The organism is Glutamicibacter sp. NPDC090743 (assembly GCF_044769125.1).
In the GTDB taxonomy this organism is placed as follows: Bacteria; Actinomycetota; Actinomycetes; order Actinomycetales; family Micrococcaceae; genus Glutamicibacter.
Map to the genome: position 1 here is coordinate 301,699 of NZ_JBIVXE010000005.1, position 18,206 is coordinate 319,904.

21 protein-coding genes are annotated in these 18,206 nt (G+C 61.1%); 6 read left to right on the forward strand and 15 right to left on the reverse strand.

Annotated elements, in window-relative coordinates; all coding sequences use genetic code 11:
- Positions 1-170 precede the first annotated feature (170 nt).
- The 6 genes from ACIQTS_RS12320 to ACIQTS_RS12345 all read right to left on the reverse strand — a co-directional run bounded on the left by ACIQTS_RS12320 (position 171) and on the right by ACIQTS_RS12345 (position 6,675).
- Positions 171-1,046 (reverse strand): metal ABC transporter permease, encoded by an 876-nt coding sequence (locus ACIQTS_RS12320; RefSeq protein WP_105661959.1) that lies wholly within the window; start codon positions 1,044-1,046, stop codon positions 171-173.
- Complete coding sequence (locus ACIQTS_RS12325) at positions 1,043-1,798, reverse strand: metal ABC transporter ATP-binding protein (RefSeq protein WP_105656326.1); 756 nt, start codon at positions 1,796-1,798, stop codon at positions 1,043-1,045. The genes ACIQTS_RS12320 and ACIQTS_RS12325 overlap by 4 nt, the downstream gene beginning before the upstream one ends.
- On the reverse strand, positions 1,795-2,751 hold the full coding sequence (locus ACIQTS_RS12330) for a metal ABC transporter substrate-binding protein (protein WP_402473547.1): 957 nt from the start codon (positions 2,749-2,751) through the stop codon (positions 1,795-1,797). Before ACIQTS_RS12330 ends, ACIQTS_RS12325 begins: the two co-directional genes overlap by 4 nt.
- Before the next feature lie 113 nt (positions 2,752-2,864).
- On the reverse strand, positions 2,865-3,830 hold the full coding sequence (gene hutG, locus ACIQTS_RS12335) for a formimidoylglutamase (protein WP_402473548.1): 966 nt from the start codon (positions 3,828-3,830) through the stop codon (positions 2,865-2,867).
- Between the two features lie 78 nt (positions 3,831-3,908).
- Positions 3,909-5,876 carry an SH3 domain-containing protein gene (locus ACIQTS_RS12340; protein WP_402473549.1) on the reverse strand — a complete coding sequence of 656 codons (1,968 nt, stop codon included), beginning with the start codon at positions 5,874-5,876 and terminating at the stop codon, positions 3,909-3,911.
- 145 nt (positions 5,877-6,021) lie between these two features.
- A complete protein-coding gene (locus ACIQTS_RS12345; protein WP_105656322.1) occupies positions 6,022-6,675 on the reverse strand; it encodes a peptidyl-tRNA hydrolase in 654 nt (217 codons plus the stop codon).
- Positions 6,676-6,792: 117 nt separating this feature from the next.
- Here ACIQTS_RS12345 and ACIQTS_RS12350 point away from each other — a divergent pair, with 117 nt between their 5' ends.
- Positions 6,793-7,035 (forward strand): hypothetical protein, encoded by a 243-nt coding sequence (locus ACIQTS_RS12350; protein WP_402473550.1) that lies wholly within the window; start codon positions 6,793-6,795, stop codon positions 7,033-7,035.
- 182 nt (positions 7,036-7,217) lie between these two features.
- Here ACIQTS_RS12350 and ACIQTS_RS12355 read toward each other — a convergent pair whose 3' ends face one another.
- A complete protein-coding gene (locus ACIQTS_RS12355) occupies positions 7,218-8,027 on the reverse strand; it encodes a hypothetical protein (RefSeq protein ID WP_365943743.1) in 810 nt (269 codons plus the stop codon).
- Between the two features lie 503 nt (positions 8,028-8,530).
- On the opposite strand from ACIQTS_RS12355, the gene ACIQTS_RS12360 reads away from it, so the two are divergent.
- Positions 8,531-9,322 carry a MerR family transcriptional regulator gene (locus ACIQTS_RS12360; RefSeq protein ID WP_402473551.1) on the forward strand — a complete coding sequence of 264 codons (792 nt, stop codon included), beginning with the start codon at positions 8,531-8,533 and terminating at the stop codon, positions 9,320-9,322.
- A 47-nt stretch (positions 9,323-9,369) separates the two neighbouring features.
- Here ACIQTS_RS12360 and ACIQTS_RS12365 read toward each other — a convergent pair whose 3' ends face one another.
- Positions 9,370-9,576 (reverse strand): helix-turn-helix domain-containing protein, encoded by a 207-nt coding sequence (locus ACIQTS_RS12365; protein ID WP_105656318.1) that lies wholly within the window; start codon positions 9,574-9,576, stop codon positions 9,370-9,372.
- 227 nt (positions 9,577-9,803) lie between these two features.
- On the opposite strand from ACIQTS_RS12365, the gene ACIQTS_RS12370 reads away from it, so the two are divergent.
- Positions 9,804-10,286, forward strand: a complete 483-nt coding sequence (locus ACIQTS_RS12370) for an Lrp/AsnC family transcriptional regulator (protein ID WP_105656317.1) — start codon at positions 9,804-9,806, stop codon at positions 10,284-10,286.
- Positions 10,287-10,360: 74 nt separating this feature from the next.
- Here the strand turns inward: ACIQTS_RS12370 and ACIQTS_RS12375 are convergent, their stop codons facing one another.
- Both ACIQTS_RS12375 and ACIQTS_RS12380 read right to left on the reverse strand, forming a co-directional pair.
- Positions 10,361-11,554, reverse strand: coding sequence for an MFS transporter (locus tag ACIQTS_RS12375; protein ID WP_105656316.1), 1,194 nt, complete (start codon positions 11,552-11,554; stop codon positions 10,361-10,363).
- A 14-nt stretch (positions 11,555-11,568) separates the two neighbouring features.
- Complete coding sequence (locus tag ACIQTS_RS12380; RefSeq protein ID WP_105656315.1) at positions 11,569-11,973, reverse strand: low molecular weight phosphatase family protein; 405 nt, start codon at positions 11,971-11,973, stop codon at positions 11,569-11,571.
- Between the two features lie 167 nt (positions 11,974-12,140).
- Between ACIQTS_RS12380 and ACIQTS_RS12385 the strand changes: the two genes are divergently transcribed.
- Complete coding sequence (locus tag ACIQTS_RS12385; RefSeq protein ID WP_146112217.1) at positions 12,141-12,389, forward strand: hypothetical protein; 249 nt, start codon at positions 12,141-12,143, stop codon at positions 12,387-12,389.
- Between the two features lie 91 nt (positions 12,390-12,480).
- Here ACIQTS_RS12385 and ACIQTS_RS12390 read toward each other — a convergent pair whose 3' ends face one another.
- The 3 genes from ACIQTS_RS12390 to ACIQTS_RS12400 all read right to left on the reverse strand — a co-directional run bounded on the left by ACIQTS_RS12390 (position 12,481) and on the right by ACIQTS_RS12400 (position 16,459).
- Entirely contained in the window at positions 12,481-14,004 is a 1,524-nt protein-coding gene (locus tag ACIQTS_RS12390) for an APC family permease (RefSeq protein ID WP_402473552.1), read from the reverse strand.
- A 151-nt stretch (positions 14,005-14,155) separates the two neighbouring features.
- On the reverse strand, positions 14,156-15,028 hold the full coding sequence (locus ACIQTS_RS12395) for a universal stress protein (protein WP_402473553.1): 873 nt from the start codon (positions 15,026-15,028) through the stop codon (positions 14,156-14,158).
- 3 nt (positions 15,029-15,031) lie between these two features.
- Complete coding sequence (locus tag ACIQTS_RS12400; RefSeq protein ID WP_402473554.1) at positions 15,032-16,459, reverse strand: flavin monoamine oxidase family protein; 1,428 nt, start codon at positions 16,457-16,459, stop codon at positions 15,032-15,034.
- Positions 16,460-16,565: 106 nt separating this feature from the next.
- On the opposite strand from ACIQTS_RS12400, the gene ACIQTS_RS12405 reads away from it, so the two are divergent.
- Positions 16,566-17,213, forward strand: coding sequence for a TetR/AcrR family transcriptional regulator (locus tag ACIQTS_RS12405; protein WP_105656310.1), 648 nt, complete (start codon positions 16,566-16,568; stop codon positions 17,211-17,213).
- Positions 17,214-17,215: 2 nt separating this feature from the next.
- Positions 17,216-17,437, forward strand: a complete 222-nt coding sequence (locus ACIQTS_RS12410; protein WP_402473555.1) for a lipopolysaccharide assembly protein LapA domain-containing protein — start codon at positions 17,216-17,218, stop codon at positions 17,435-17,437.
- Here the strand turns inward: ACIQTS_RS12410 and ACIQTS_RS12415 are convergent.
- Entirely contained in the window at positions 17,434-17,622 is a 189-nt protein-coding gene (locus tag ACIQTS_RS12415) for a hypothetical protein (RefSeq protein ID WP_038993331.1), read from the reverse strand. The genes ACIQTS_RS12410 and ACIQTS_RS12415 overlap by 4 nt on opposite strands.
- A gap of 163 nt (positions 17,623-17,785) precedes the next feature.
- Positions 17,786-18,157 carry a hypothetical protein gene (locus tag ACIQTS_RS12420; RefSeq protein ID WP_402473556.1) on the reverse strand — a complete coding sequence of 124 codons (372 nt, stop codon included), beginning with the start codon at positions 18,155-18,157 and terminating at the stop codon, positions 17,786-17,788.
- Between the last annotated feature and the right edge of the window lie 49 nt (positions 18,158-18,206).

The window sequence follows — 18,206 nt, forward strand, 5'->3', positions numbered from 1 at the left end:
GCCCGGATCCGGATCCAGCCATGAATCGAGAGGACCTGCCGCAGCGTTGCCGGCCATGGGAAGTACGCTGATTCGCTGATGCGTGCATCCATTGCCCATCAGCTGTCGCCGGCGAGCGCACGTCTCACACGCCATTTTCCTTTCAGCTGCGGGAAACTTGCCACCGCCTTCTACGTGTTCGCCGCAAGCGCCTTGCGCCGCCCCTTGCTGGCCAGCCGGGTGGCAATGAGTCCTTGCTTCGGACTGAACAGATAGGCAATTCCAAAAATCGCCGCCTGGGCCAGAACCACCATTCCGCCGGTTGATGCATCGAGGTAATAGCTCATGTAGACACCCAGGATTCCTGCACAGGCTGCGAGGATCGGTGCGATCAGGAGCATCTTCCCGAATCGATCGGTCAACAGGTAGGCCGTGGCGCCGGGGATGATCAGCATGGCAACTACCAGGATGACGCCCACCGCCTGCAAAGCCACAACAGAGGTCATGGCCAATAGCCCCAGGAGCACCGCGCCGATGATCCGCGGGCTCATCCCCAAGGCATGTGCGTGCGTTTGGTCAAAGGCATAGAGGGTGAAGTCCTTGCGCTTGAGAATCAGGATGGCGAAGGTGATCGCGCCAAGCACCAGGACCTGCCACAGGTCATTGGCCGAGACGCCCAGCAAATTGCCGAAGATGATGTGGTTTAGATCCACATGGCTCGGCGTGACCGAGACCAGCACCAGCCCGATGGAGAAGAGCGTGGTGAAGACGATGCCAATGGCAGCATCTTCCTTGAGCTTGGTGGTGTCGCGGACTCCCCCGATCAGGGCCACCGCGAGGAATCCGAAGACCAGGGCACCCAGGGCAAAGGGAGCACCCACGATGTAGGCCAGCACGACTCCGGGCAAGACCGCATGCGAGACTGCATCGCCCATCAGCGACCAGCCAATGAGGACCAGCCAGCAGGACAGGACCGCGCACAGTACGGCGGCGATGATCGTAACCAGCAGGGCGCGCACCATGAAGGTGTAGCCCAGCGGCTCAGCTAGCAATTCAATGAGGTTCATTCCCCGCCTCGCTTCATGGGATCCAGCCCGAAGGCCAGGGCCAGGTTTTCTGCCTGCAGCACGAGATCCGGATGGCCATGCATCAGCACCTTGCGCATCAGGAGCACCGCTTCATCGGCAAGTTCCGGAAGCGCGTGCAGGTCGTGGGTGGAAATCAGCACGCTGCCGCCTTCATCAGCAACTTCGCGCAACAGCTTGGTGATCGTTGCTTCGCTGCGTTTATCCACGCCTGCGAAAGGCTCATCGAGCAGCATGATATTGGCGCCCTGGGCAATGCATCGGGCGACGAAGGCACGCTTTTTCTGGCCTCCGGAGAGCTGGCCGATTTGCCGGTTGGCAAAACTGGCCAGCTCCACCCGTTCGAGGGCTTCATCCACGGCGGCGTGGTCCCTCTTCCTGGCTCTCCTGGTCCATCCCATTTGCCCGTAGCGCCCGGTCATCACCACTTCACGCACCGAGATCGGGAAGTTCCAATCCACGGCCTCGCTTTGCGGCACGTAGGCAAGCTGCCCACTTTTCCGAGCTTGCAGCGGGTCGGTGCCGTTGATGCGCACGCTGCCGGTGTCGGGCTTGATCTGCCCCATGATGGTTTTGAACAGCGTGGATTTGCCCGAGCCGTTCATCCCGACCAGGCCGCAGACCCGACCGCGGCCCAACTGCAAGGAGGCATGGTCCAGGGCCAGCACGGGGCCGTAGTGGACGGTCGCGGCCGACACATCAATTGCGAGGGCATCGCTGGGCTTCGCGTTCATGGTGTTCCGCCTTTCAAGGCACGGGCGATGGTTCTGGTGTCATGCGAGATCAGGTCCAGGTAGCTGGGTACTGGACCGCCAGGCTCGGATAGCGAGTCCACATAGAGCGTTCCGCCATAGGAGGCATCGGTGGATTCGACGACTCGTTGCATGGCCGCATCGGAGACCGTGGATTCGCAGAAGACCGCAGGAACATCGTTTTCCCTGACAAAGTCAATCGCCGCGGCGACCTTGCGCGGCGTAGCCTGCGATTCCGCGTTGACGGCCCAGAGATACTTTTCGGCCATGGCGGTATCCCGGGCCAGATAGCTGAAGGCCCCTTCGCAGGTCACCAGTACCCGCTGGCGTTCGGGGATTTCTGCCAGTGCCGCTTCGAGCTCGTCGTGGACCTTTTGCAGTTCGGCTTGGTAGGCCTTGGCGTTGTCCCGGTAGTCGCGCGCATTGGCCGGGTCCAGTTCGGTAAATGCATCTGCCATGCGGTCCACGTAGATTTTCACGTTCAATGGGCTCATCCACGCATGCGGATTGGGCTTTCCCGCACCTTCTTCCTGGACGATATCGATGGCCTTGATCCCTTGGCTGACGGTGGCATGCGGAGCGTCATTGCCTTCGACGAATTGCTGGAACCAGGCTTCGAGGTTCAGCCCGTTATCGAGAATCAGGTCCGCATGCGATGCCCGGCGCAGATCATCAGGGGTAGGTTCGTAACCGTGGATCTCCGCACCAAGACGGGTAATTGAATCAACGCGCAGGTGATCGCCTGCGACATTCTGGGCGATGTCCTGCAGGACCGTGAAGGTTGTCAGCACCACCGGCCGGTGGTCTTGGCTGTCGGCGGGCACGGCACTTTGGCTACCGCCGCATCCAGCGAGCGCGAACAGGCATGCCAAGCCAGCAGCCAGCCAGCCTGCGCGTTGCCCCGCACGTGATCGGGGCTTGAGGGTTCGCACCATTGCACACCATTCCAAATCTCGCCATGACGATTAGTTCGTCCCCCTCAATCATAATGTTTGAGGGGTCGAACATTGCAAGTTCGCGTCGGCAGATTTCGGTGCGCCCTACTGCATCAGACCCCCAGCAGGGTATTGACCAGCCTGGCTGCGGTGCGGGCCGTTCTTCCGTCAATATCCAATGATGGATTCAATTCGACAACATCGACCAGCGCCAGCTTGTCACTGCGCGCCAGCATCGCGCAGACCCCGTGGATTACTTCCAGCGGCACCCCGAATCCGGCAGGGGCGCTGACCCCGGGGGCGACCGAGGCAGGAAGCACATCCAGGTCAATGGTCAGGTACAGCTTGTCTACGCTCTCCATGAAGTCGGCAACGAACGCCAGGACGGAAGGCAGCTGCCCGGCAGTGCACTGCTCGTCAAGCAGGTAGCGCACTTCCAGGGCGCGGGCCCGCTCGAAGAGGACCCGGGTATTGTTCGGTTTGCTGATGCCCACCACGGCATAGTTGAAATCTTGTCCCGCCGACTGAAGGTCCTTGGCAATATCCAGGAAAGGGGTGCCGCTGCTCCGCCGCGGAGCACTGCGCAGATCGAAATGCGCATCCAGATTCAAGATGCCCAGCCGGGTTCCAGGCTCTTGGCTGCAATGCCGGAAAAGCCCGTTGAACGAACCGTAAGCCGTTTCATGGCCGCCGCCAAGCACGACTGGAAGCATCCCTTCTCCGAGCAAAGCGCTCACTGACTGCGCCAGCCGTTCCTGCCCTGATTCAAGCTCATCGCCAGATACTGCGACATCACCAGCATCAATCAGGAGCCGTGGCTCGTGGATAGCCAGGGAACCCAAGGCGGCACGCAGCGCCTGTGGTCCTTGCGCCGCCCCGGCCCGGCCCTCGTTGCGCAGCACGCCGGCATCCGAAGCGAAACCGAGCAGCGCTGCCGGTCCCCGCCCGCCGGACTGGTCGTCAGCCTTGCGGTTGATTTGCTGATGCCATCTCAGGTGCTGCTCTCCGGCACCGTCATTGCGCCCGCTCCACGTAGCCGCTGCCCGGTCAACAGCCAATTCCGGCTTAAAATTCTCCATGGTTCCAGCTGACCAGAGACACCGCGAATACGCCATGCCCCCTGCGCATCTTCGTCTGAAACACCAGACAGCAGCAGATTAGCGGGTTCGCAGCGCCCCGTAGTCCAGCGGACCTCCCGTGGCCGAGTTGCCGTAGACCTCCACATGGATGTGATCCATATGCATCGTGGTGTCATTCCAATTGCCGGTGAACTGGTTTCCGTACTTTCCTGATCCGGAATACGGCGTCCAGCCTGTCGTGGGAAGCCAAATCCGGTCTTGCCAGATCAGGTAATAGATACCCAGCTGGCTGCGGTTATCCAGCAGGAACTGGGCCAGCTTCTGGCCCTGGGCAACCCGCTGCCTGTTCTTGTAGTCGCGAATCATCAGGTCCACGGCCCTCCCGGAGCTGTGCCCGGCAGAGCCGCTTCGAATGGTATGAATGGCGCTGATAGTATCGCCGGTCTTCCCCTGCAACGCAGCGATGACGCGCTGCGCATCTGGTTGCAACATTCCCGGCTCATTTTTGGAAAGGTAGTTTTCCTTGACCCAGCCGGTGGCCTGGGGAGCGGCGACTTGCGCCCATCCGGAATCGCTGCGCAGGTAGGCGACTTTCTGCCCCGCTTGCAGCACGGCTTTGCTCTGGTGGCTGATTCCCGCGCCGGCGCGGAGGTTCACGTTGGTTGTGGTCCAGCGGTATTCGGCTTTCAGTGCCGGTGCCGGTGCCGGTCGCGGCGCCTGCGGTTTGCTAGTAGCAAGATAGCCATTGCTGATCCATCCGGTGCCCTGCGTTGAGGCAACTCGCGTCCAGCCATTGGCCGTTCCCAGGACGCTGACCTGCTGGCCCTTGGAGATGACCGCCAGTGATTTATGGCCGGTGGAGTACCCGGAGCGCAGGTGTACATTAGCCGTCGTCCAGCGCTTGGCCTGCTTCAGCGGCGTGTAGGCCTTGGCCACCAGTACGCTTGATGGAACCCATCCCATCGTCTTGGAGGTCTTCACTCGCGCCCAGCCATTCGACGTGCCGTGCAGGGTGAGCTTGGACCCCGCTGCCACAGTCCCCAGGGACTTGGAAGAGCCCGAAGCGCCGACGCGCAGGGCTGTATTAGCCAGGATCCAGCGAGCCGATGGGTTGGCGGGCTTGTAGGCGGTGCTGGACAGGCTAGCGCTAGGCACCCAGCCGGTGCCGCGCTGGGACTTGATCTGGGACCAGGAACCTCGGGTTGCGTACAAGCCGACTTTTTCACCCGGTGCAAGGCTTCCAAGGGATGGAGATGAGCTGCGATTGGACTGGCGCAGGACGCTGTTGCTGATCAGCCAACGGTTCCCGATCGTTTTCCGGGTTGCTGCCGGTTGCGACGACAGCTGCTTGGCCGGCAGCCAGCCGCGTTTTCCGGCAGAAATGGCATAGGTCCACGAGCCTGACGTGCGCAGCCACTCGACTTTGGCTCCAGCTGGAACACCCGCAACGCGTGCCGCTTTGGCAGAGGCGGACTTGCGCAGCACTTGCGCGGTTTTCGCATACCGGTACACCGGCGCGGGCATTGCGGTAGACAGCTGGCTGGTGGGCACGAAACCGGTGATCTTGCCGATTCTGATCCGGCTCCAGGAACCGGTTGCGCCCAGGCGCTGGACCTCGGCTTTGCGCATGGCCCCGGTCAAGGCCGCGGATGCCGCCGATGCCTTCTTGCGCACCGGCTGGAAGGAAATCAGATAGCGCACGGCTGAGGTCTTGGGCTTTGCCGGCGCCGGCGCTTTCGGCGTTGCCAGGTACTTGGCCGAGACCCAGCCGGTCTTCTTCATGTAGCTCGCTTGCACCCAGCCCGATGAACCCTTGGACGCGAGGAGCTTGGCACCTTTGGGAATGACTAGCAGCGACGCGGATCGGGCCGATGGCGACTTGCGCAAATTCAGGTTGGTGGTGGTCTGCTTGGCAATTGCCGGAGGAGCGGCAGCGAGTTGCGCCAGGCCGGCTGGAGCCTGCGTTGAGGCGCTGGCGCCAGCTGCGGTCCCGAAGGACAGCATCAGGACCAGCAGCAGGCCCAGTACACGTTTAGAGAATTTCAATGTCAGTGCTTTCGAGCAAGGGCATATTGCCGTTTCCTGTGGCCCACGGAAGTGCACAGCGATCCGCTGTGGTGACAATTGCTGTTACCGCCAAGGAAATCATGACACAGGTATGGCGGTTTCACCGCGCTTGGATTCTAAGGTTCTAGCGTGCCTCGGAAATGACGAAAGCGGTGACGGATCCGGGTTCGATTTCAGTTCGCCCGGCATCCTGGATGACAGGTCCAGCGGCCTGCCGCGACAAGCGGTCGAATTCCCTGCGCGGCAGGTGCTTGATGCCCACCGGAGCATGGGCGTGGAGCCACGCTTCGACCTCTTCCGCTGGGGATTCTGTCAGCCAGGCGAACAGCGCGTGTGCTGCCTGCGCCGCGGCCTTGCCTGTGGACATGTCCAAGGATTTGTTCAGTACGATGCTGATCTGCGCATCCAGGACTTCCTCCGCTTTTGGAAGCTGCGTGCCGGAGACCTGCAACTTGGCAATCAGCTTCGGCAAGTCAGCGGCCGGCAATGGAGGCAAGCCAACGGCTCGGGCCTTGCCCACTTCACTGACCATTTGCTCAGGGAACATCTCCAGCACCTTGGCGAACATCTTGGGATTAGCCCGGCGTACCGATTTGGCGTAGGCCTGTGAAGCCCACTGCTGCCAATCCGGGTTCTGCGGATCTTGCAGATAGGCAATCACGGCTGCTCGTGCCACCGCTGACAGGCCCTCGTCCTCGCTCGACGGATCCTCCTTGTCGATTCGCAGGATGATGGGCTGGACCAGTTCTCCGGGGTCGCGATCGCGCAGTTCAGTCATAGTCTTATTCTATGGCGAGTGGTGGCCCTGAAATACTCGGAGCGGACTAGCAGTGCCCCGACTGGCGAAGCCGATTGCTCCCCGGCTTCCACCGCGTGCACAGCGCGGCATTGCGCCATGTCCCAATGCTTGGCTTATGTTGGCCGGTGGGCCCCGAGCACTGGTGCTTCGGGGAACGGCAAGCTGACCAGCAAGCTGATTCCAATCACTTCCGCGAACACCACCGTTTTGCCAGTGGGCGTGCAGTTCATCGAGCCCACGGTACGTACCGATGGGCTGGGCACCGTGCTGCTCGATGAGGCTGTCGGCAAATCGTGGTGGACCCTGGTGTTCCGGGCAACGATCCAGCGGAGATCCTGACGGCGCGCACTCTTGCCAACCACGAGGAGCTGGGCGCGCCTGGTCACCGTTGTTCTAAAAATCCATTACGAATGGCCCGCAAGCCTTTGATGCTGTCTTGGCAGCAATGAATTTCCAGGGTGCAGTTCGCGTCGTTGCCGATATTTGGCCAGCACCGGCTAACTAGCTGCTTGGACTCTTTCCTAGCGCCGCCGCACCTTGCGAACAATCAGCAAGATGACACTTGTAAGCATGGCCGTCGCCAAGCTGACCAGCAGCGGAGTCTGCCACGGAATTTCCAGGACACTTGCGGTGAATTGTTCCCAGAAGGAGCCGACGGTCTTCCAGCCAGTGGTCTTCGACCCAATAACCCTGGCCGCGCTTTCCACGACTGCCGGCATCATCCATTGGATAGCCAATGCGAAAACCCACATCAGCAGGTTCATGATCCTCGAGAACCCGACGAATCCCAAGATGAGGCCGAGGATCAGCGGCCCGGAATACCAAAGGTAAACGTAGTACGACTGGGCGCCCGCAACGAGCGATGCGATGATCTGCAGCCAATAGCTCACGCCCACAGTGAGCGTTGCATAGAAGAGCACCGCTATGGGCAGCCGCAATTTAGTGGCCAGGAAATACCAGGCTTGGCTGACCAGCAGCAGGCCACCGAAAACCCAGAGATGGCGAATCGAAGCTGCGGAGAGTTCCCCCTTCAAAAGCCCCGGTTCGAATGCATGGAGTCCTTGGAACCCCAGGCCCAAGAGTCCCAGGACCATGCCCACGGCAGTCACGATGGCAAAGCCGGTGCGGCTATATCCAACGCGTCGGGCAAACCAGCTGCCCCAAAGGGTGATCACGGAGAAAACCACTAGTAGCCCTTGGGCGTCGTCGCTGGCATGCGGGAGAATTGAGCGGTCTTCCTGACCGATCCATAACCACGGCAACACCACGATCGCAGTGATCAGCAATCCGGCGACCAATTGCATCCACCAGTTTTGCCAGACGCGCCTCATTGAACCCACTCTTACTCCTCGGTGTCCCTACGCGCTCATTGTTCCAGAGCCAGAGCGAAGCATCGCGAATGCCGGCAGGCGTTTCCCCCAACTCGCTCGGAGCTTATGATCCGAACGTCAGTGATTTTGGCAGAAATACCAGATGGCCCGTGGGCATTCCACCCAACTGGAATGCCCGCGAGCCATCTGGACTATGTCTTCTACCTTGCCTCGGCGTGGGTGGCCAGGGCTCCTTGATCCCGTAAATGCAGATGGTTCACGTCATCAGGCGGTCCTCGTTGATTTCGGCGGTAGCCTGTTCAACTTCATCTACCAACAGTGAACTACACATAGATCACACTGTGCAACAGGCGTGCTAACAACTAGTCAATATGATCAATCAGGCAAGGAATGTCTCGCTATTATTCGCCATTTTGCCGTGAGATCTGAATCACAAATTTTGATCAGGAAATGCGACTGGAACTATTGACCTTGACGTTGCGACAACCATTAGCGTGGTAGCCATGAAGGATTCAACTAGCCACGAGCCGGCAGTTCACCACTCGATTGCGCACGTCTCAAAATCCGCTGGCATCAGCAGCCGTACCTTGCGGCACTACGACCAGATCGGCTTGCTTAAACCTGACTACGTGTCCGCCAACGGCTATCGGTTCTACACCGACGGGCAGCTGGTCCGGCTCCAGCAGATTCTCCTGCTCAAGCAGCTGGGCATCAAGCTGGATACCATCGCTGAAATCCTGGACGAGCAACGCGATGAACTGGTCGCGCTGAGCACCCATAAGGAACAGCTTCATAGGCAGCGTGCGGCGCTGGACCGGCAGATCGCTGCCTTGGAACACAGCATTTCAACACTAACGACAGGAGGAAACATGGAACCGGAAAAGAGCTTTGACGGCTTCAACGAGCAGTACAAGCAAGAGGTTGCCGAACGCTGGGGCGCCGACGCGCATGAAGCATCGAATCGCTGGTGGCGTTCCAAAACCGGGGACCAGCAAAACGCATTCATGGAAGAGGTGAAGATGCTCAATCAGGATTGGATCGTGGCGGGGAAGAATTCCGTCCCACCAGACAGCTTCGAAGCCCAGGAATTAGCGGCTCGACATGTGCGCTGGCTCCAGAGCGCCAAGGGCACCCCGCTGGATTCCGGCGATCCGGCACAGCACAAGGCATATATCTGCAATCTCGGCGAGATGTATGTCGCTGATCCGCGGTTTGCAAAGAACTACGGCGGATACGCGGAGCTGGTTCGCGACGCATTGCGGGTCTTTGCAGAACGGGCTATCGAGCTGGACTAGGCGGTGGCTGTTCCCGATGGACTCGGGAACAGCCAAGGGCACCGCATTCAGCTCTGGGACTCGTTCGCGATATCATCGCGGGCCTGCGCATAGCGTTCTTGGATATAGTTCTCCAGTGCAACGCGTTCCACGCGCCACATGCCCCGCCCGCCAATTTGGATGGCCGGCAGCTCCCCGCTTTTCACCAAAGCGCGGACCTGGGGCAGCTTCACATTCAGTTCCTCTGCCACGTCTTCCAACCGCAAAAACCTCATATCAACAGGTTACTGTGATTAGCGCCCATTTGATCTCAGCCTGGTTATTTTGTGGATAAAAGATGGCTTTTCGCCCGAGCATTCGCCCTGTTGGCCCCAGTAGCCGACTTGCACGCAATAATATCGGCCAATCCGCGCAACACATTTGGGATTCACTGGTCATATTGACTAAAATCTAGGTTGGTACTTATGCACGCGCAACACAACCTGTCTCAGGAGACCACCACATGAATTCGGATACGTATCAGCTCGATGAAACCGACCGGCGTATCCTTCTGGCACTCGATGCGGATCCGCGTGTGCCGATCATGATGCTGGCGCAGCAGCTGGGCCTGGCCCGCGGCACCGTGCAGACTCGTTTGGAACGCTTGGCCCATTCAGGTGCGTTGCGCCCGAACACCGCGCGAATCCTCCCTGCGTCCATGGGCCGTGGCGTCAGCGCTTTCGTTAGCGCTGAATTGAACCAGGCCAGCTTGAATGAGGCCATCGCCGCACTGCGCCAGATTCCCGAGGTTCTGGAATGCGTCGCGCCGGCGGGAGACACGGACCTGTTGATTCGTGTGGCCGCGACTGACCCGGATGACCTGTACCGGGTCAGTGAAGAGATCCGCCTCTGCCCGGGCATAACCCGCACTTCCACCTCGATGATCCTGCGCGATGTCATCCCATTCCGCACCACCGAGCTGCTCAAGAAGCTGAGCCAGGACTAGCTCCCAGTACGTTGGAGTCCAATGCGTAAACGCCGTTGCCGGCACCGCAAGGTGGCCGGCAGCGGCGTTTGGCATTATGGCCTGTTTGGAACTTCTTCGAGAATGGCAGCGGGCAGATACTTGGCCGAGCGGTACACCTGCATCATGGACAGCAGGCAGAGCACGGCTAGCAGGCCAATGAATAGAGCAGGATGAGCGACCGTGCGCCACAGTGCAAAGAATGTCGGGAAGCTGAACCCGATGAAACAGCACATGTAGAACCGGCCGGTCAATTTGCCGACATCGGCGCCGCCGGCAAGATCCAATACCTGGCTTAGCCCGGCAACCAGCAAAATGCCATTGGCCGAACCGGCTATGGCGAATGCGATAATTCCCAAGAATTCTGAGCCGCTCAGCGACACTGCGATCATCATGAGCAGTGCAGCCAGCGAGGTAGCCAGTCCAGCCATGAGCAGCTTGATCTTGCCCAAGTCATTGAATCTCTTGACGAATGGCTGGATCAAGGTGCCCATGCCCATGGTGACCGCGACTGCCAAGGTGGTGTAGAACAGGCTGGATTCACCGGCGCCGTTGCTCAGCGCCGGAACCACGGCAAACCCTGTTGCCGCCATGCCAAAGACCCATGGGGCTGCGGGCAAGACGATGCGGTAGAACCGCTGGAGGTTTGCCGGAGTCGTCACGTCGGCCTCCAGATGATGCCCTGCCCGGTCAGTGACTCGGTCTTCTCGGGTGAAGAACATCAACAGCAACCAGGAAAGCGCCGCGGCGGCATGGACGATGTATGCCAGTTCCGGGCTGCCGCTGGTCCCGACAATTGCCCCTGAAATGACCGGTCCCAGCGCGAAGCCCAAGGACGTGCACAGCGCGGCACGAGTCGCGCCGGCAGCTCCCGGGCTAAGCAGCTTCACCCAGCTGGTGATGGCAACCATGGCCAGGCCCATGCCCAAGCCGGTCAGGATGCGTCCCGCATAGAGACCGGACTCGTGAACCGATCCGAAGATGAGCCCGAGGGATCCCAGAATGGAGCAGGCCAGGGCAAGCAGCGAAAATGGCTTGCGCCCGAACTTGTCCGCCAGCGGTCCGCCGAAAGCCAACGCCGGGATCATGCCCGCCAGGTAGCTGCCCATGACCAGCATGGCCTCGAACTCACTGAGCTCGCGGAATTGCTGGTACCAATTGATCAGCGATACGTATTGGTTGGCACACCAACCAGTGAGCACAAGGCATACGCCCGGAAGCCACCACGGAGTTGCCTTTCGGGTGGTCATGCGAACAGTGATTTCTACCGCTCCAACTCGTGGAACAGTTCACGGACGCGATCAGCAATTTCATCGCGGATCATGTTCATTCGTTCGGCACCGGTGATGCCGTCTTCACTGGGTTCGTAGGTGACCCAGCGTTCGGTCTTGATGGACGGATCGAATTGCGGATTCGCATCGGAGCCAAGGATTACCACGCGGTCAACTTGCTCGACGACGCGAGGGTCGATGGCCTTGGGCGTGCCCTGCGACATGTCCGCGCCGGCCTGCGAGAGCGATTCAACCGCTTCGTGGTTGATGCCTGAACCTGGGTTGGTTCCAGCCGAGTAGCTGGTAACTTTCCCTTCAGAAATGTAGTCCATCAATGCGGCCGCCATTTGCGATTTGCCTGCATTGCGGGAGCAGATGAAAAGTACCGAGTTAGCCATGAACCTATTGAACCATTTGCGCGCCGGTTAGGGGCCTTTGGACGAGAAGGTTGCGAAGCAGGAAAAGACCTGCCCTTGGCGAAAGCAAACAGCACTCCCGCTATAGCTAAAAGTGGCGGATTTGGCTACGGTTGGAAATACTCAGCCTAAGGCAATAGGAGAAAACGTTGCTTGCTCTACATAAGAAGATGATTGTATCCGGCGTCGTCATCGTGTTGGCAGGCGTTCTCATCAGCAGCATCTTGCCAGTCCTGGCGATGTGGAGCTTCGAATCCGGTTTTGGAAGCAGCCCTTTGGGCAGCGCGCCGCTGGCTTTCCTTAATTCATTGATCCAGAGCGCGCTCATCCCCTTCGGCGCCGTGCTGGCCGCCATCGGCGTGGCCAAGCACATGACCCGGGCCGACGCCGCCGACTAGCGGCAAGATAGCTCCTGCGGCGGCGGCACCGAACACGAAGGACCACCCGCGATTCGTTCGCGAGTGGTCCTTCTGGTTCGTTGCGCCGGTCCTACTTCAGCAGCTTGTAGGTCTTGATGGTTTCTCCCTTGAAGAACGCCGGGTGGCGCACCCGCATCCACAGCATGATGCCAACGCCCAGCAGCAGCACGCCGACCCCGAGGATGAACACCATGCCCACTCCCCCGATATTGGAGCCCGAACCGTAGTCCGGATTCATGGATTCGATGGCGGTGGCAAAGAACATCACCAGCAAGACGACGCCACCTGCCAACGGCGCCAAGAACTTGCAGAAGAAGTTCCTGGCGTTGGCGAACAGTTCCCCGCGGAAGTACCAGACGCAGGCCAAGGCGGTCAGCCCGTAGTAGAAGCAGATCATCAGGCCCAGCGCCGTGATCGTGTCCCACAATGCGTTCTCCGAGAGCAGCCTGGTGACCACGTAGAACACGGCAGCGGCAGCAGCGGAGGCGAAAGTCGCCACCGACGGGGACATGAAGCGCGCGGAGATCTTCGCGAAGCTGGAGGGCAGCGCCTTGTAGTAGCCCATGGCCAGCAAGGTGCGTGCCGGCGAAACCATGGTGGATTGCAGCGAGGCCGCGGAGGAGGACAAGATGGCCAAGGACATCAGCATCGCCAGCGGGCCCATGACCGGACCGGAAAGCACCGCGAAAATTGATTCCTGGTTCTCCGGGTTGCCTGCGCCCAGGCCCGTGGTGCCCACCCCGGCCCAGTAGATCACCCCGAGGGATACGGCCAGGTACAACGCGATGATCACCAGCACCGTCCAGGTGGCACCGCGTCCGGGGACCTTCTTTGGATCGGTGGTTTCCTCGTTCATGGTCAGGGTGACATCCCAGCCCCAGAAAACGAAGATGGACAGCGAGATGCCCGCGGCGAAGGCCGAGAAGGTATCGATGCCGGCCGGATTGAACATCTGCCAGGTGATGGGTGTCGGATCATTGGGCTGGCTGGAGGTCAGGGCCATGACCGCGAAGAGCAGCAGCACCGCCACCTGGAACCCGACCAGCACGTACTGGAAGACCTTCGTGGCGTTCATGCCCCGGTAGGAGATCCAGGCGGCCAACGCAATGAACACCAGCGTGGTGGGGATGTTGACCCACAGGTTGCCGGTCAGCTCCGCAATCCATGGCTGGCCGGTGAGCTGGGCAATCAGGATATAGAAGAAGTCCACGGCCACTGCCGCCAGGTTGGAGAGCACGATCACCGTCGCGGCGATCAGGCCCCAGCCTCCCATCCAGCCGATCATCGGGCCGAAGGCACGCGTCGCCCAGGTGAAGGAGGTGCCCGAATCGGGCATTGCGCTGTTCAGCTCGCGGTAGCCCAAGGCCACCAGCAGCATCGGCAGAAATCCCGCCAGCAGGATCGCAGGCAGGCTGGTGCCGACTTCGGCCACCGTGGCGCCGAGGCCTGCGGTGAGGGTGTAGGCCGGGGCGATGCAGGAGATGCCGATAACGACAAGCCCCAGAACGCCAACGGTGCCCTTGGACAGTCCTTTTTCGTGCAGTCCGCTCTCGGAGCGTGCAGGCGGCGATGCCTGCCTCAGGTCGTGCGACATGGTGGTTACCTTAAACAATTAGCGAGGTGTGAGTGCGTCGGCCAGAAGTACCGAGCCACCTTCCGTCAGGGGTCAGATGGGCACCGTCCGCGTGCTTCGCGACGGCAAGTGCCCGGGGAACAAGGATCGTGCAAGAATGACGCGCTGCCTTCTAGCTGGCAGCCTCGAGGGTCGGGATGACGCCTATCGGGACGTTGAGCTGGCCCAGGATCCGCTGGGCCTTGGGGCCGATGAACAATCGGCGCGGGGCGGCCAGCCGGGCCGATCCCAGCAGTGCCAGGTCCCCGTCCTGCCAGGACAGCTGGGCGGCCGCTTCGTCCAGGCCGCGCCCGGAGACCACCTCGACTACCGCCTCCAGGCCCAGGGAACCGGTCAGTTCCTGCAGGTAGCTGCGGGTTTGGGTCAGATGGTCATCCAGCTCCAGCCGGGGGTCGGCCAGATCCATATGGGAGACCAGCGTGGCCACGCGCAGCGGCAGTCCGCAGGCGGCGGCGATCCGCGCCGAGAGGCCGATGACTTCCCGTGCCCCCGGGCGGTCCCCCACGAATGCGGTCAGCCTGGTGATCTTCCCGCCGGCTGCGCGCAGCGTGGCCAAGGAGGCCGGCGAGGACATGAACACGGCCATCGGCGAGGAATGCAGCAGCGCATTGGCGATCGCCCCGGGGCTGAAGAATCCGGCGCGGTGGCGCTTGCGGCCGCCCAGCACGATCCCGTGCGCCCCGAATTCCTCGCCCAGGCCGATGAGCCCCTCGGCCACCGAGGGCACGGAACGGGCTACCACCGAGGTGGCGATTCCTTCCGGCACCAGGGCCAGGGCCTGCGCCGCCCAGCGGTCCACCTGGTCGGAGAGGATGGAGGAGAACCCATGGTCCCCGCCGGGGTAGACCGCGTTGAACGGGGTGGCGGCAGGCAGCACGATGGCGACCCGCAAGGACGCGTCGCGGGTACCGGCCACCAGGGCGCTGGCCAGTTCGATGGCTTCGGCACCGCGCTGGTCCGCGGTGTAACCTACGAGCAATTTCATGGCCTAGGCACTGGCCTTTTCCTTGGACGGGGTCAGCGTGGCAACGCCATCGTAGCTCTGGTCGTAGGCGGTGCCATCCAGTGCGGCGATGATGCGCGCGGCCGAGCGGCGGCCCATGCGCACCGCGCCGTCCACGTGCTGGAAGCCTTCGCCGGCCAGATCCGAGGAGGAGAAGTAGATCGGTCCGACATTCTCGTTCTGCGACGGGCCGAAGCGGTGCAGCCCGCCCAGGTCGTAGCTGGTGGCGTAGGCGCCGCGGGTCCATTCCTCGGCGGCGAAGTCCGAGAGGTAGAAGACCTTGGGATCCAGTGCCTTCTCGCCCAGGTAGCCGGCCATGGCCTTGAGGATCACCGCGCGGCGCTGTTCCTCGTCCAGTTCCCACATGGCGTCGGCCTTCAGATCCGAGATGAAGCCGACCAGTGTGCCGGTTTCCTCCCCGGCATAGGTGTTGTCGTAGAGCTCCTGGACCAGGCTGCTCGGGCCGAAGCAGGTGCCCGACAGGCCCTCTTCGCGCCAGAACGGGGTGTCGTAGACGGCGTGGACCTTGATGACCAGGCCCATGGACTGGTGCTGGTGGGTGATCTGCTGCTTGCGAGGCAGCGCCGGGACGTAGGAAATGCGCGAGTACAGGTTCGGCGGTACCGCCAGCACGGCCTTCTTCGCCGAGACGGTCACGGTGCTCCCGTGGGCCACCACCCCGCCATCGAACCATTCGAGCTTGAGCACGGGGTTGTCCAGGAAGACGGTCTGCTGGCCCAGCTTCTCGGCCAGCGTCTTGGATACGCCCTGCATGGTGCCCACGATGCGCCGGTCCAGGATGAAGTCCTCGTCCACCAGGTTGTCGAAGGAGCCGGCCGAGGACGCCATGAGCACCGCCTGCAGCGCGGAGAAGGTGTGCGCCGGCTTGGTCAGCATGCCCCCGGCGATGAACAGGCCCACGTTGTTGCAGGCCAGCTCGTCGGCACAGTGCTGGCGCAGGAAGTGGTGGAAGGAGATCTGGTCCAGCTCCTGGGCCTGAGGGTGCTCCCACGGCTTGTCCGGGTTCATTTCGGCGGCCAGCTGGTTCATGAGTTCTACCAGCTTGTCCATTTCGGCCACGGTGCTGGCGGCCACCGGGAAGTCCTCGCCCTCATAGGCGATCCGCTCGCCTTCCCCGGTGAGGTAGACGCTCTTGCCCGCCTTGTAGCGTTCGAAGGTCTCGATGCCAAGTTCATTGATCAGCGAGTAGAGGCCGGTCTGGTCGGGGCTGATCCACTGGCCGCCGATCTCGATGGTCGCGCCGTCCATGACATCGGTCCAGGTGCGCCCGCCGACGCGGTCGCGGGCTTCGAGCACCGCGACGGACTTGCCGGCCTTGCTCAGCTCATAGGCTGCTGTCAGTCCCGATGGCCCTGCCCCGATGACGACGACGTCGCGTTCCAGATGTTGCATGATCGACTCCCTTGCACATTTAAATGAATAAGGTTCATTTACCTGTCATATAGCATAGGGTACGAAGATCCAGTTGTGAAGCACCCCACGTCAGGAAGAGGTCCGCATGAGTGAAACGGAAGCCAGGCGAGCCGGGCGCCCGCGCAAGGCGGTGCTGAATCGGGAGCGCATTACCGAGCACGCGCTGGAACTTGTTTCCGGGGACGGCTACGAGTCCCTGACCATGCAGCGGCTGGCAAAATCCCTGGGCGTCTCTCCATCGGCCCTCTACAACCACGTCGATTCCAAGCACGACCTCCTGCAGTGGATCCAGGAACTGGTCATGGCCGATATCGACACCTCGGTATTCGACCAAGCCGATACCAAGCAGGCTTTGCTTCAATGGGCTACGAGCTACCGGAACGTCTTCGCGCGGCACATTCCCCTGATTCCGGTCATCGCGGTACTGCCCGTCTCCGATTCGCCGCGCACCTTGGGAATGTACGAGCGCGTTGCCGAAGCGCTGGCAGACTTCGGCATGGCAGAGAACGAGATTGTTCCGACGATTGTCGCACTGGAATCATTCATCTTCGGCTCGGCCATGGATACGGCCGCTCCGCATGACATTTTCGACACCAGCAATCACCAGGATCTCACTCCGCATTTCACCCAGGCTGTGGCCGCGCAACGCCGATCAGAGCTTGATACCAGCGACGATTCGTTCCAGCGCGGGTTGTCGGCTCTCGTTGCCGGCTTGCTGGCGAACGGAAGCTGAGCATGGGCTATCCGGAGCAGCGGCCGCCGAAGAAGGGGCTTAGCGCCAGGCAATGGGCAGCTATTGCACTGGTGATCCTCGCGGTGGTCTTCATGCTGCAGAACCGGGCCTTCGTCCGCGTTGAATTCTTCTTGATCCATTCCACGGCCCCGCTGTGGCTTGTCCTGCTCATTACCCTGGCCGCGGGGTATGCCATCGGGTGGTTCTCCAGACGGCGAGGCTAGTCGTCGAGGATTGCCCACTCCCCTACCTGCTCGTTATCCGAGTCGTAGACATCTTCCTGGGCGCCGGCAACGATCGGATACATCGTGATGTTCGTCGACCAGTCGCGCAGAATCTTCTGCAGCTCCTCCAATGGCTTGAGCTGCATGTTCTCGGTATCGAAGTTAACTTCCAAAACAAAACGCATGGCCTGCTCCCGTCCTTCCCGTTGCCGCCATCCTATGCCTGCAGGGCAAGAAATACGAGACTTGCCGCAAGCCCGGCCTCGGAGTAAGCACCTGGTCCGGAAACAGGAAAACGGGATCCCGAGTTGCCTCGGAATCCCGTTTTCCTGGAAATGCTTGCGAGAGCTACTGGCTTGCGCCCATGTAGCTCAGCGACTGGAGAGCTTCATTGCCGCCGACCTTGTACAAAGCCAAGACCAGGCCGCCGAAGACGATGCCCATGATGGCAGAAAAGCCGAGCGAGATCTTGACCAGCGAACGAACTTCGCCGCGGCTAACCTCGGCTTCATCGTTGAGGTAGCGAGCCGCGCCCTGGGTGAAGCTGGCTGCCGGGGTCAATGCGGGAACTGGTGCGGTGAGCAGGTTCGAGGCCGTATCGGTGGCTCCACCGCGCAGATGGGCAACAGTGGTGCGGTTCTTCCGATCCTGGCGGAGCTTGACGATGCTGGCGCCGTGGCGTGCCAAGAGAATGTCTTCACCGAGTGGGATCGAGGCCATTGTTGTTGCTCCTAAAGAATTAACGCTGCTGGATTTCCAGTCATATCCA